12 protein-coding genes are annotated in these 13072 nt (G+C 68.8%); 4 read left to right on the forward strand and 8 right to left on the reverse strand.

Going from position 1 to position 13072, the window contains the following annotated elements; genetic code table 11:
* Positions 1–18: 18 nt before the first annotated feature.
* The 8 genes from ACOGXI_RS08335 to ACOGXI_RS08370 form a co-directional block, all read right to left on the reverse strand.
* Positions 19–3270: a VPS10 domain-containing protein gene (locus tag ACOGXI_RS08335; protein ID WP_419938402.1), complete on the reverse strand. Its 3252-nt coding sequence runs from the start codon at positions 3268–3270 to the stop codon at positions 19–21.
* 344 nt (positions 3271–3614) lie between these two features.
* Positions 3615–4799: an acyl-CoA dehydrogenase family protein gene (locus ACOGXI_RS08340; RefSeq protein ID WP_419938403.1), complete on the reverse strand. Its 1185-nt coding sequence runs from the start codon at positions 4797–4799 to the stop codon at positions 3615–3617.
* Complete coding sequence (locus ACOGXI_RS08345; RefSeq protein ID WP_419938404.1) at positions 4796–4993, reverse strand: hypothetical protein; 198 nt, start codon at positions 4991–4993, stop codon at positions 4796–4798. The genes ACOGXI_RS08340 and ACOGXI_RS08345 overlap by 4 nt, the downstream gene beginning before the upstream one ends.
* Positions 4994–5061: 68 nt before the next feature.
* Positions 5062–5406, reverse strand: a complete 345-nt coding sequence (locus tag ACOGXI_RS08350; protein WP_419938405.1) for a hypothetical protein — start codon at positions 5404–5406, stop codon at positions 5062–5064.
* The gene (locus ACOGXI_RS08355; protein WP_419938406.1) at positions 5403–6437 is read right to left on the reverse strand and encodes an isocitrate/isopropylmalate dehydrogenase family protein; all 1035 of its coding nucleotides are present in this window, start codon (positions 6435–6437) and stop codon (positions 5403–5405) included. Before ACOGXI_RS08355 ends, ACOGXI_RS08350 begins: the two co-directional genes overlap by 4 nt.
* A 2-nt stretch (positions 6438–6439) precedes the next feature.
* Entirely contained in the window at positions 6440–7054 is a 615-nt protein-coding gene (locus ACOGXI_RS08360) for a hypothetical protein (protein ID WP_419938407.1), read from the reverse strand.
* On the reverse strand, positions 7051–8298 hold the full coding sequence (locus tag ACOGXI_RS08365) for a LeuA family protein (RefSeq protein ID WP_419938408.1): 1248 nt from the start codon (positions 8296–8298) through the stop codon (positions 7051–7053). Before ACOGXI_RS08365 ends, ACOGXI_RS08360 begins: the two co-directional genes overlap by 4 nt.
* A complete protein-coding gene (locus ACOGXI_RS08370) occupies positions 8295–9287 on the reverse strand; it encodes a sugar phosphate nucleotidyltransferase (protein ID WP_419938409.1) in 993 nt (330 codons plus the stop codon). Before ACOGXI_RS08370 ends, ACOGXI_RS08365 begins: the two co-directional genes overlap by 4 nt.
* Positions 9288–9422: 135 nt before the next feature.
* Here ACOGXI_RS08370 and ACOGXI_RS08375 point away from each other — a divergent pair, with 135 nt between their 5' ends.
* The 4 genes from ACOGXI_RS08375 to ACOGXI_RS08390 are packed head-to-tail and all read left to right on the forward strand — an operon-like array spanning position 9423 to position 13064.
* Entirely contained in the window at positions 9423–9878 is a 456-nt protein-coding gene (locus tag ACOGXI_RS08375) for a DUF1499 domain-containing protein (RefSeq protein WP_419938410.1), read from the forward strand.
* On the forward strand, positions 9854–10786 hold the full coding sequence (locus tag ACOGXI_RS08380; RefSeq protein ID WP_419938411.1) for a hypothetical protein: 933 nt from the start codon (positions 9854–9856) through the stop codon (positions 10784–10786). The genes ACOGXI_RS08375 and ACOGXI_RS08380 overlap by 25 nt, the downstream gene beginning before the upstream one ends.
* On the forward strand, positions 10786–12375 hold the full coding sequence (locus tag ACOGXI_RS08385; protein WP_419938412.1) for a DUF445 domain-containing protein: 1590 nt from the start codon (positions 10786–10788) through the stop codon (positions 12373–12375). Before ACOGXI_RS08380 ends, ACOGXI_RS08385 begins: the two co-directional genes overlap by 1 nt.
* A complete protein-coding gene (locus ACOGXI_RS08390; RefSeq protein WP_419938413.1) occupies positions 12372–13064 on the forward strand; it encodes an SCO family protein in 693 nt (230 codons plus the stop codon). The genes ACOGXI_RS08385 and ACOGXI_RS08390 overlap by 4 nt, the downstream gene beginning before the upstream one ends.
* The last annotated feature ends 8 nt before the right edge of the window (positions 13065–13072 follow it).

Consider the following 13072-nt stretch of genomic DNA (forward strand, 5'->3'; position numbering starts at 1 on the left):
CACCCGGCGGCGGCCCGCCTATCCGTCCTGGTCCGTCGTGATGACGCGGCCCACCCTCGCCTGGAGCATCTGGTTGAACTCGGCGAGTTCGTCGGCGAGGACGGCCTGCAGCCGCACCTCCACCTCGTCGATCTGGTCGCTGAGAAGCTGCGCCACGTCGGCGTGCTGGTCCGTGGGCGGGAAGTCGGCCGTCCCCACCGTGCGCTGGAGATAGGACAGGCGGCCGCCGATCATCGAGGGCCAGCGCACGCCGTCGGGCCCGGTGTTCTTCAGCTGCACGAGTTCGCCCTCCACCTCGATGAGCGACGCGTCGAGCGCCTCTCCCGCCTCGAGGACATCCTCGGCGTCCCCCGCGTCTTCGAGTACGGGACGCAGGTCGTAAATCTGCCGCCGCAGCAGTTCGATCTGGTTGACGAGGTCGGCGAGCCGGTTCCGGTCCTCCACGATGTCGTCGAGCAGCACCTTCTGCGCGAGGATGTCCGCCATCGAGCCCTCGGCGTTCGGGTCGCGGAGGACCGTCAGCTCCTCGGACCCCACGTCCTCCTCGTCCACTACCAGAGTTACCGTGTAGGTTCCCGGAGGCTGCCGAGGCCCGCCGCCGCCGCCGAAGAAGCCGCCGCCGACCTGCCGGGAGACCTCGGGCATCGGCATCCAGTCCGCGAACTGCGGCTTCGTCCGGTACTCGATCGGCTTCGCGTCGGGCCCCCGGAAGTTCCACCACACGCGGTTGAACCCGTCGTGGGTCGACCCGTCCAGGGTGGCGAGCGTCTCGCCGTCCGCGTTCTCGACCCGGACCTTCACCTCGCGCCCCTCCGCGCCGCCGAGCCAGTAGTTGATCGACGCCCCGTTGGGCGGGTTCTCGCCCACGGACCAGTCCTCGTACATCACCTGGGGTTCGGAGATGTCGTTGAAGCGGTACGCATCGCGCGGCGCGAACAGGTGCGCGTCGGCGGCCGCGATCTCCGGCGTGAGCTGCTGCACGGGGCTCAGGTCGTCGAGGATCCAGTAGCCGCGCCCGTACGTCCCCGCCACGAAATCGTTGAAGTGCTCCTGGATGATGAGGCCGTAGTACGGCGTCGGCGGCAGGTTCGGCATGAAGAGCTGCCAGCTCTCCCCGTCGTCGTAGCTGATGTAGACGTTCGTCTCCGTGCCGAGGTAGAGGAGGCCCGGCCGCACCGGGTCCTCGAGCAGGTAGCGCGTGTAGTCGACCGGATAGTTGTCGACCCCGTTCGTGATCTGCGTCCACGTCTCCCCGAAGTCGTCCGTCCTGTAGGCGCGCGCCTCGAAGTCGCCGACCTGGTGGTGCTCGATCGTGATGTACGCCTTGGCGACGTCGAAGCGGGAGGCGTCGATGCTCCGCACGATCCCGTCGGGCGGCAGGTTCGGGATGTTCTCCGTGACGTTGGTCCACGTCGCGCCGTCGTCGCGGCTCACCTGCACGAGGCCGTCGTTCGTGCCGGCCCAGAAGACGCCCTGCTGGATGGGCGACTCGTCGAAAGCGTAGATCACGCAGCAGAACTCGACCCCGATGTTGTCGGGCGTGAGCCCGCCGGAGATCGTCATCTTCGAGCGGTCGTTCGTCGACAGGTCCGGGCTGATGACCTCCCAGCTCTGGCCCCGGTTGCGCGTGCGGTGCACGTGCTGGCTCGTGACGTAGATCGTCTCGTTGTCGTGCGGCGAGATGAGGAGGGGGAAGGTCCACTGGAAGCGGTAGCGGATCTCCTCGGCGGGATACCCCATCGTGGACTCGGGCCACACCTCCACATCGCGGAACTGGCCGCGTTCCCGGTCGTGCCGGACGACGATGCCGCCGACCGCGCCGGCCCCGGAGGCGCTCGACCACACGATGTTCGGGTCCGTCGGGTCGGGGGTCGCGAAGCCGCTCTCGCCGCCGCCCACGGTCGTCCAGTCGCCGCGCGGGATGAGTCCGCGCGCCCAGAAGCCCGTGTAGCGGGTGTTCGACGGCCCGTGGTAGGACGGTCCGTCCTGCCGGTTCCCCATCACGTTGTAGGGGATCTCGTTGTCCACCGTGACGTGGTACATCTGCGCGATGGGAAGCTGCATGCGGGACCAGGACCGCATCCGGTTCTCCGTGATCGCCACGCCGCTGTCGCCGCCGATGAAGACCCGGTCCGCGTTGGTCGGGTCGACCCAGATGTCGTGCAGATCCCACCCCGGAGCCGCCGGATCGCCGCCGGGGGGGCCGCCGCCGAGGAAGTTGAACATCTCGTACGTCGCGCCCCCGTCACGGCTCACGCTGAAGCTGGACGAAAGGAAGTAGAGTTCGTCGCGGTCATCGGAGGAGACGCCGCAGCGGGTGTAGTAGGCCTGCCGGGAGGCGAGGTTGTGGCTGTAGTTCACGAGCCGCCACGTGCGCCCGCCGTCGTCGCTGCTCCACAGCTCGCCCGTGTCGGCCTCGTAGCCCTCCATCGGCACGCCGTCGCTCGTCTCGATGAGGGCGTAGACGCGGTCGGAATCCGAGTGGGACATGCAGACGGCGATCTTCCCGAGCGTCCCCGTGGGAAGCCCGTTCCCCTCGAGTTCGGTCCACGTGTCTCCGCCATCCATCGTGAGGTGGAGCCCGCTCCCCGGGCCTCCGCTGTCGCGCTTCCACGTCTTGAGATCGATGTCCCACATCGTGGCGAAGATCTTCCGCGGGTTCGCCGGGTCCATGACCATGTCGTAGGCGCCCGTCCCGCGGTCCGCGAACAGGACCCTCTCCCACGAGGCGCCGCCGTCGGTGGTGCGGTACACGCCGCGCTCGTCGGACTCCGCGTAGGCGTGGCCAAGCGCCGCGACGTAGACGATGTCCGCGTCGCGGGGGTGGATCAGAATGCGACCCACCCGGCCGGTGCCTTCGAGCCCCATGTGGGTCCAGCTCTCGCCGCCGTCGGTCGACTTCCACACCCCGTTCCCGATCGAGACGTTGGAGCGGATCGAGGTCTCGCCGGTTCCGGCCCACACCACCGCGTGGTCGCTCGGGGCCACGGCGAGGGCGCCGATCGAGTGTACGGGCTGGTCGTCGAACACGGGCCGCCAGTGCAGCCCGGCGTCGTCCGTCTTCCAGATGCCGCCGGTCGCGGCGCCGGCGAAGTACGTGTTGCGGTCGCCGGGGACGCCGGCCACCGAGGAGACGCGGTTGCCAACCGGTCCGATGTGGCGCGCCCGCAGCCCCTCGTACTGCTCCGGGGCGAGCTGCTGCGCGTCCAGCGGCGCGACGGCCGCGAGCGCGAGGGCGAGACTGATGGAGAAGCGGCGAACGTTGGTCATGGCTCTCTGCCTCGTGATGCGGGTCGCTTGAGCGAGGAAACGTGCGGCGAAAGAGGGGCGCGGACCAGAGCCCCGGTTGTTCAGTTCAAGCTCAATCCCGGCGTCAATCGGAGTCGCGGACGCCCCCGGATACTTCGTCAACCGCATCGCCCCCATCCGGGCGGGTGGCCGTCGAGAGAAGTTAAAACAAGACGGGTCCCCGCCAAAAAGCGGGGACCCCAAGATCAGGGCCGCAGAGGCCCCAGTCCAAAACAACTAGCGGTAAGTACGCTAATCGTGCGGCATGGCTTCCACAAGATCCCGTTTCGGACCCGGGCTTACCTCGTCGCGAAGGCCCCGCAGCGTCAGTTGTAGGCCGGGAGGCCGGTGGCGTCGTGTCCCAGGATGAGGGAATGGATGTCGTGCGTGCCCTCGTAGGTATAGACCGACTCCAGGTTCGCCATGTGACGCATCGAGGCGTACTCGGCGAGGATCCCGTTCGCGCCGAGCAGCCGCCGCGACTCGCGGGCGCACTCGCACGCCATGTTCACGTTGTTCCGCTTCGCGAGAGAGACGTGCTGCGGCCGCATCGTGCCTTCGTCCTTCATCCGCCCGAGCCGGAGGCAGAGAAGCTGCGCCTTCGTGATCTCGGTGAGCATGTCCGCGATCCGGACCTGCTGGATCTGGGTCTGCGCGATCGGCGTCCCGTCGAACTGCACGCGGTTCTTCGCGTACTCGACCGACTCCCGATAGCAGGCCATGGCCGCGCCGACCGCCCCCCACGAGATGCCGTAGCGCGCCTGCGTGAGACACTTCAGCGGGCTCTTGAGCCCCCCGCTGCCCGGGAGGAGGTTCGTGCGCGGCACCCGCACGTCCTGCAGGACGAGTTCGGAGGTGTCGGACGCGAGGAGGGAGAGTTTCCCCTTCTGGTCGCTGGCCGAGAAGCCGTCGCGTCCGGTCTCGACGATGAAGCCGCGGATCGAGCCGACGTCATCCAGGTCTGCGGTCTTGGCCCAGATCACCGCGACGTCGGCCATCGACCCGTTCGTGATCCACATCTTGGCGCCGTTGAGGACCCACTCGTCCCCGTCCTCGACGGCCCGCGTGATCATGCCGCCGGGGTTGGAGCCGAAGTCGGGCTCGGTGAGGCCGAAGCACCCGATGGATTCACCGCTCGCCAGCCGCGGCAGCCACGCGCGCTTCTGTTCCTCCGATCCGAAGGCGAAGATCGGGTACATGACGAGGGCGCCCTGTACCGAGACGAAGGAGCGGAGTCCCGAGTCCGCCCGCTCGAGTTCCTGCATGATGAGGCCGTAGGCCACGTTGTTGAGGCCCGCGCAGCCGTACTCCTCGGGGAGGTTCGCCCCGAAGAAGCCGAGTTCGCCCATCTGGGGGATGAGTTCCCGCGGGAACGTGCGTTCGATGTAGTGGTGGCCGATGATGGGCAGGACTTCCTGGTCCACCCACTCGCGCACCAGATCCCGAATGGCGGTCTCCTCTTCGTGGAGGAGCGCATCGAGATTGAAGTAGTCGACACCCTCGAAACTCATTCGCGAATTTCTCCGGATTCGGGGCAGCCCGTGGCTGCCGGTTGAGAGGCGGCGGACGAATCCGCGCGGAAACAGCGGAAACAGCGGAAACAATGGACGCCGAGCGCGACGCCGGCGACGGCGAGCAGGCTGCCGGCGACGACTCCCGGCCAGCCGTACACGTGCGCATTGATGACGAGGACGATCCCGACCATGGTGGCGAGCGCCGCGGCGGGAAGTCCCAGTACGGTCCGGATGCCGGCGCGCGTGCCGGGCCGGGCGCCTATCGGGCGAGACGCCATCGGGTGTAGCCCTTCACGACCTCGCGGCCGATGCGGAAACCGAGATAGTACGCGGCCACGAGCGGCAGCCCCCACGCGTAGGCGGGCAGGAAACCGAGATCGGGGGAGGTGCGGAGCCAGATCGCGACCCAGACGGCGAACGGCAGCGTGATGCACGCGGCGACCACATGGCGCCAAAACCGCATGCGCCGCTGCATGCGCGGCCCGCAGGCCTCGCACCAGTCGTCGGCGTCCAACTGTCCCTTGGGGAACATCTGGCCGCAGGCGCCGCACATCACGCCCTTGAAATGAAGCTCATCCACCGGTTCGCGCCCCGTGCCGGTCATTCACCGGCGGCGTCCAGTCGTTCGATCACCGCGTCGGCGAACTCCGTCGTGCCGGCGGAACCGCCGATGTCCGGGGTATGGCCGACATCCTCGTGCAGAGTCCGGTGCAGGGCGGCGCGGATGCGCGCGGCGACCTCGGGTTCATCGAGGTGGTCGAGCAGGAGGCAGCCCGCGAGCAGGAGGGAGGTGGGGTTCGCGATCCCCTGCCCCGCGATGTCCGGCGCCGACCCATGCACCGCCTCGAAGATCGCGGCCCGCTCGCCGAGGTTCGCGCCCGGCGCGAAGCCGAGCCCGCCGATGAGTCCCGCGACCTGATCCGAGAGGATGTCGCCGAACATGTTCTCGGTCACGATCACGTCGAAGCGGTACGGATCCAGTGCGAGTTGCATCGCCGTGGCGTCCACGATCCTGTCGTCGAATTCCACCCTTCCCTCGTACTCGGCCGCGACGTTGCGCCCGACCTCGAGGAAGAGACCCTGCGTATACTTGAGGATATTCGCCTTGTGGACGAGGGTCACGAGACGACGGTTGTGGGCGAGGGCGTACTCGAACGCGAAGCGCACGATGCGACGCGACCCGTAACGCGTAATGAGCATGACGGACTCGGCGACGGCGCGCGGGTCGTTCTCCATCCCGATGAAGTGCTCGATCCCGGCGTAGAGGCCCTCGGTGTTCTCGCGCACGATGACGAGGTCCACATCCGGATAGCGGGCGGCCGGAAGAAGGGTTACGGCGGGACGGACGTTCGCGTAGAGGTCGAAATGCTTGCGGAGCGCGACGTTCACCGACCGGAAACCCGAGCCGATGGGAGTGGTGAGCGGCCCCTTGAGCGCGACGCCGGTCGCCTCGATCGATTCGAGAGTCGCCTGCGGAAGCGGCTCTCCGACGGCCTCCATGGCGGTCACGCCGCCGAGGCACTCGCGCCAGCGGATGGGCGCGCCCGCGGCCTCCAGGATCGCAACGGTGGCTTCGGATATCTCCGGGCCAATGCCGTCGCCCGGAATCAACACGACGTCGTGTATCGGTTTCATCGTCACGAAGGTGCGAGTCGATCGGCCACGCGCAGCGCGAGCGTGGTGAGGGCGAATGGGGATGCGGCTTCCGCGGCCGCCCCCGCGACCGCGCCGTGCCAGAGGACGGCGCTGCGCCGCACGTCGATGAGGGCGAGTTGCAGGACGGCGCGGCTCTCCCGATACGACACCGCGAGCGGCAGCACGACGAGGCGGGCTCCGAAGAGGGCGGCCACCCGGCGAAGCTGCGAGTGGAGCGGTTCGTAGAGTTGCGACTCGGGATCCGGCGCGGTGAGCAGGCCCCGGTAGGCGAGCCGCCCCGGGTCGACGCCGATCATCGGGTTGCGCGAGAGGCGGGCCTCCACGGCAGGCGGAAGAGCCCAATGCGCGGCCCCCTCTTCCTCGCCGAACGCAAACTCGATCTCGGCGTTGAGGAGGTCGATCGTGCGCTGCGCGCTCCCCGTCCCCCCGACCCACGTCCCCTCGAGGTCCGGGACGGCCGACTGTACGGGGAGGATGATCACGGGCGCGTCCCCCGCAACGCCCCGCGGAAGGATCTCCTGCGCCACCGCGCGGTCGGCGAGGCAGCCGAGTCCGGCCAGTCCAGCCAGCGCTGTAGCTGCGAGGCGGATCCTCATACGGGGGCCTGCTCCCCCTGGACGCGCCCGATCTCGGCTTCGATTTCCTCGGGCGAGAGTGTGTGATCGCACTTCTTGGCGAGTCGGAACAGCGCCTCGCACAGGATCTCGTCCTCCGGGTCGTATCCGTTACGGACCAGCCAGTACCGGACGTTGCTCAGCCCGGAGACCGGCGAAATCTCGATGGTCTGCGTCCGCCCCACGATCGAGGCGGGGACGCCACTGTAGACGCGGTCCTCCAGCCAGCCGTCCCCCTTCTGCATGGCCTTGATGATCGCGGCCGCGTGTACGCCGGTCCCCGTCCGGAAGGCGTCGTCCCCGATAACGGGATAGTTGTGGGGCACCTCGACGCCGCACATCTCCGCCGTCACGCGGCAGTAGTCCGGGAGCCGGTCGATCGGGTGGTCGTGGGTCCCGAGCAGGTGGAGGTTCACGAGCAGGAGGTCCATCTCGACGTTGCCGATCCGCTCGCCGATGCCGAGCGCCGTCGCGTGGACGCGATCCACTCCTTCCTCGATCGCCGCCAGCGCGTTCGCCAGCCCGAAACCCCGGTCTCGGTGGCCGTGCCAGTCGACCTTTACGGGCTCGCCGGTGGCGGCGACGAAGTCCTTCGCGAAGCGGACGAGCCGGCGCACACCGGCGGGCGTCGCGTGTCCGACGGTGTCGGCGAGGCAGATCCGCCGCGCTCCCGCTTCGATCGCGGCCGAGAAGAGCCTGCCCAGCGTCCTGGGCCGCGACCGCGTCGTGTCCTCCGTCACATACATCACGTCGAGGCCCTCGCCGACCGCGAACTCGATGGCGTCCCGCGTGGCGGCGAGGATGCGCTCGACATCCCAATCCTCGGCGTATTGGCGAATCGGCGAACTCCCGATGAAGGCGCCGACTTCGAGCGGAAGGCCCGTCGCCTGCTGGATGCGGGCGATGGGTTCGATATCCGCGCGGACGGTGCGCGCCGCGCAGTTCGCCTCGATCGGCAGGCGATGGTCCACGATCTCGCGGGCGAGCGCGAGCACGGCGCCGCGGGCCCGCGGCCCCGCGCCCGGAAGTCCGATGTCGGCGGCGTGGATGCCGAGGTCCACCATCAGGTGGAGAAGTTCGATCTTCTTCTCGATGGGCGGGTCCTTGACGGACGGATTCTGCAGGCCGTCGCGGAGCGTCTCATCGTCCAGTTCGACCCGGGTCGCCGCGTAGTCATGGCTCCCCGGAAGCGCGTTCCAGTCGTATATGAGTTCGTCCTGGCTCACGTCCACTCGCCTTCGACGACTCCGTCGTCTCCCACACTCACCTTTCCGCGCACGCCTCGAAGCGTCACGCGGTCCCCGACCAGTGAATCTACGAGATCGCAGTCTTCGATGACGCTGTCCGCGCCGACGATCGTGTGGCGGAGGCGCGAACCCCGGATCCGGCTTCCGGATGCCACGCTCACGTTGGGGCCGACCGCGGAAGATTCGACGATGGCGTCCGCGGCGACCGCAATGGCGCCTTCGACGGCGACGGAATCCGGAAGGTCGGGCTCCCCTCCGTGCCCGCGTTCCAGCATCACGCGGTTCGTCTCGAGCAGCGTTTCGGGCTTCCCGCAATCAAACCAGCCGCCGACTTCCGCCGTATGGATACGTGCGCCACGGTCGATCATGTACTGGAACGCGTCCGTGAGAAAGTACTCCCCGAGCTTGGGATCCAGGTCCATCACATGCCGAACCCCCTCGAACATCAGCTCATGGTCCTTCACGTAGTAGACGCCGATGTTCGCGAGCTTCGATACGGGTTCCGACGGCTTCTCGATGATCCGCCGCATGGTTCCGGCCTCATCGGTGACGATGACGCCGTACCGCTGGTAGTCCTCGACCTCCTTGGCCCAGATGATGCCGGACGCGGACGCGTGGCGGTGCAGCACGCTGAAGTCGGCATCGAAGAGCGTGTCCACGAAAACGATGAGGACCGGCCCGGTCACCCAGGGTTCCGCCAGCGCAATCGCGTCGGCCGTCCCCCGCTGGCTGGCCTGCTCCACGTAGGTGACCGGGAGGCCGGGGAACTCCTCGGCCATGAAAGCCCGGATCCGACCGGCAAGGTGCCCGGTGATGCAGATGAACTCGTCGACGCCCTCGGCTCTGAGCTGCTCGATGACGTAGGAAAGGACGGGCCGATTGGCCACGCGGAGTAAGGGTTTGGGACGGGTGTGGGTGTGGGGACGGACCCTTGTACCCATTCCCGCCAACGGTATTATGGCCTGCATGTTAAGCCGTCAGAGTTTCGGGAGAGTGGTCCTGCCGTCTGCGGGGGCCGGGAGCCCGGGCCAACCGGGCCCCGCGGATCGCCAAGCTATCCGTCCGCGGCGGACGCGGGCAACCGGGGAAAGAGGGCTTCCGGGGTGACGGAGGCAGCTCCCGACGGCGGGCAGGCCAGCGGGCTCTCCCGCTGGTTTCAGGAGAATTCGGCGGATACCCGTGCGCCGGACGGGCCCGAACCGCGCCTCTACGAGGTGGCCTTCTCCCGGGTCTGGGACCAACTGCTCAATTACGCCGGGCGGCGCTGGTGGTGGACGCTCGCCCACCGCGACGAAGACCTGGGGCTCATCTCCGTGAGGTGCGCGGTCCCGCTCCTGCGCTGGGTCGATGACCTGACGATATGGGTTGCCCTGGATGCGAACGGGCTCACGCGGGTCGAGGCGTTCTCGCGCGCGCGGCGGCGGAACTTCGATCTCGGCACGAACCGGCGGCGGATCCGGCGCATGCTGAAGTCGCTCGACCGGGCCCTGGGGCCGCGAGCCAGGCTGCCCGACGCCGCTCCCGGCGGAGACGCGTGGGACGCGCCGGGGGAGACGTGATCGGGCGCTGCCCATCCGCGGTGGCGGGCGCCGCCCTGATCTTCTTCGCCTGTGCAGGGCCTCCCCCGGATGGAACGGCGGAAGCTCGCGGAGAGATCGCAGGCGAGTCGCTCACGCCGGCGGTCGACGCGCGCTACCTGACGCACCTGCTCTTCGCCTCCGACGACGGGACGGCGTTCATCGGCTCGTTCGATCAAACGGCCGAGGGCGACGACCTGCGCCTCGACTACGACGTGCGCCTCGCGGACGGCGACGCCTGGCAGTCCCTCGTCCTGACGCGGGACACGGTGTCCGTGGCGCGCGCGGCGTGGCGCCTGCTGCCGACGCCGACGATGGCGGTGCGCGTCGGCGATGCCGGCCAGGTCGTGAGTCTCCTGTTCAGCGAACCCGAGGGCGAGGGCACGGATCCGGTCCGTCTCGTGGCGGGCGAGGAAGTGTCCGTCTGGACGGGACCGACCGGGCAACGGGAGTCGCTGGGGATGGCGGCGCTGCGGATGGGCGACAGGGCCGTGCCGGGCATCCTCTTTTTTCGGCGCGCCGCCCGGGCGCTGAGCATCCCCGTCGCGTCGACGGATGGCCGGACGTTTGTGTTCGCCGACTCGCTCGGCAACGGTCTCGTTGTCCACGCGGGCACCATCGGCCAGCCGGCCGTTGCCAACACCTGGCTGCACGGGGTCGAAGCGGCCTGGGGTGAGGTGACGCTCGAAGCGCCGGATCCGGGGCGGGCGGGCGGTTCGGCGGCGGCCTGGCGGTTCGAGATCTCCGGTACGACGGTCCGCGGGAGTTTTCGGCCGCTGATGAGCGAGGACCCCGGCGACGGGCCCCTCATCCGCATGGAGGCCACCGTCTACGTCGGGACGGAAGTGCTCCACTTCAACGGGTTCACGGCCACGCTGCCTTCTCCCTGATGGAATTCGATTGGCTGCGCGCCGTCGTGACGGTGGCCTTTGGCGCCCTGGCGGGCGGGATTACGAACCGGATCGCCGTGTGGATGATCTTCCATCCCTACCGTCCGCCGAAGATTCTGGGCCGGCCCGTGCGGTGGCTGCAGGGAGCGGTTCCGAAGAATCAGAAGCGGTTGGCCGATTCGGTCGGTGGCGTCGTCGGCGGGGCGCTTCTCACGCCGGAAGACATCACTTCCGAGCTGCGCCAACTCGAGTCCGCCTTTCGGGAGCGGCTGCGGGAACTCGCGGTCGAACTCGGCGAGGGCGAGCAACCGGCACTGGCCGACCTCCTCCCCGAGGCCGCGCTCGTCGAGGTCCGGGAACTCCTCACGCGGATTCTCGGACAGGGCCGGGAGTTCCTGGCCGGGACGCTGGACTCGCCGGAGTTCGGGGATGAATCCGGGCGCCTCCTCGAGTCGATCCGGGAGTCGCTGAGCGACGAATCCCTCGCTCAGACGCTGGAACCGGAGCGGGTCGCGGCCGTGCGCGACACGATCGACGGCTGGCTCGAACGGCTCGTCGATTCGTCGGCCTTCGAGGCGACGGTACGCCGCCACCTGGACGAGGCCGCGCGGCAACTCCTCAGACCGCACCGGACGTTCGAGCAACTGATCCCCGCGGGGCTCGTTGCCGCACTCGAGCACGCGATCAAGGACTATCTTCCGGTCGCGATCGAGCGCTTGAGCCGACTGCTCGACGACCCGGACGCGAGGGAGCGGATCGAGCACGTGCTCGGGGAACTGTTCGACCGCTTCATGCAGGATCTCCGCTTCCACCAGCGCGTCGTGGCCCGCTTCATCGTCACCGAGGAAACCGTGACGCAGGCGCTCGATACCCTGCGCGAGCAAGGCGCCGACCGCCTCGGCGGCGTGCTGCGCGAACCGGAGGTTCAGACGGCGATCGCGCGGCACGTCAACGACGGCGTCGTAGAATTCCTCCGGCACCCTCCTTCGGAGGTCATCGGCGGCGCGGGCGATCCCCAGGTCGAGAGCGCGCTCGATGCGTCGGCGGAGTGGATCGTGAAGGCGGCGCGGGATCCGGGCTCGCGCGCTTTCCTGCTCGACCGGCTCGAGGGACTGCTCGAGCGCTTCGGCGAGAGGAGCTGGGCGGACGTGCTGGGCGCCGTCCCGGCCGACCGCGTGGCGGCCTCGCTTGCCGCAGGGTTTCGGTCCGACGCGGGACGCGTCCTGTTCGACTCGATCGCCGAGTCGATGGCGGACCGGCTCCTTCGCACGCCGATCGGGCGGCTCGGGCGTTTCCTGCGCGAAGATGCCGCGGTACGACTTGCCGACACACTGGCCGCGCCCGCGTGGGACTGGATCGTCAACCGGGTGCCGGAGGTGGCGGAGCGTATCCGGATCGCCGACCGTATCTCGACGAAGATCGAGAACTTCTCCATAGAACGGATCGAACACCTTGTTCGCGATATCAGCCAGCGTGAATTCGACCTCATTGTGCGGCTCGGATACCTGCTCGGCGCCGGCATCGGCACCGGGCTCGTGATCCTCGATTCCCTCCCGGTCCTCGAGTTCATCCGGGGGCTGCTCGGATGAGGACGCCGCACCTCGCTGCCGCCCGCGCGGTCGCGTGCGGCGTCGGTCTCGCCGCGTTCGCCTGCGCCTCCCCCGACACGGCGATCGACCGCACGGAGGGCACGGGGGAGCTGCGGGGACTGGCGCTCGAACAGCCTTTCGAGGTGCCGGAGTTCATCCTCACGAACTCCCGGGGGGGCCGGTTCGACTTTCGGCCGGAGACCGCGGGGTCGCTCACGCTGCTCTTCTTTGGTTACACGCACTGCCCCGATATCTGTCCGGTGCAGATGGCGGTGCTCGGGGCCGCCCTCGACGATCTCTCGTACGCGGACCGCCGCGAGATCGAAGTCGTCTTCGTAACGACGGATCCGGCGCGCGACACACCGGACCGGCTGCGGAGCTGGCTGGACCTCTTCGACGCGTCCTTCGTCGGCCTCAGCGGGGAGCTGGAGACGGTGAACGAGATCCAGGCCGGGTTCCACCTTCCGCCGGCGCAGGTCGAAGAGACCTCGCACCCGCCGGGCGCGGGAGAGCCGTACTTCGTGGGACACGCGACGCCGATCGTCGCCGTCACGGGCGACGGCGTGGCGCGGGCGCTGTACCCGAGCGGCGTGCGCCAGACCGACTGGCGCCACGACTTTCCCCTGCTCCTGCGCCTCAACCGGTCGGTTTCGAAGCCGGCGGGCGAAGCGGGCACGAGCGGCGACTGAGGCCACAC

Origin of the sequence: Candidatus Palauibacter sp. (assembly GCF_965208055.1) — a bacterium.
Classification (GTDB): Bacteria; Gemmatimonadota; Gemmatimonadetes; order Palauibacterales; family Palauibacteraceae; genus Palauibacter.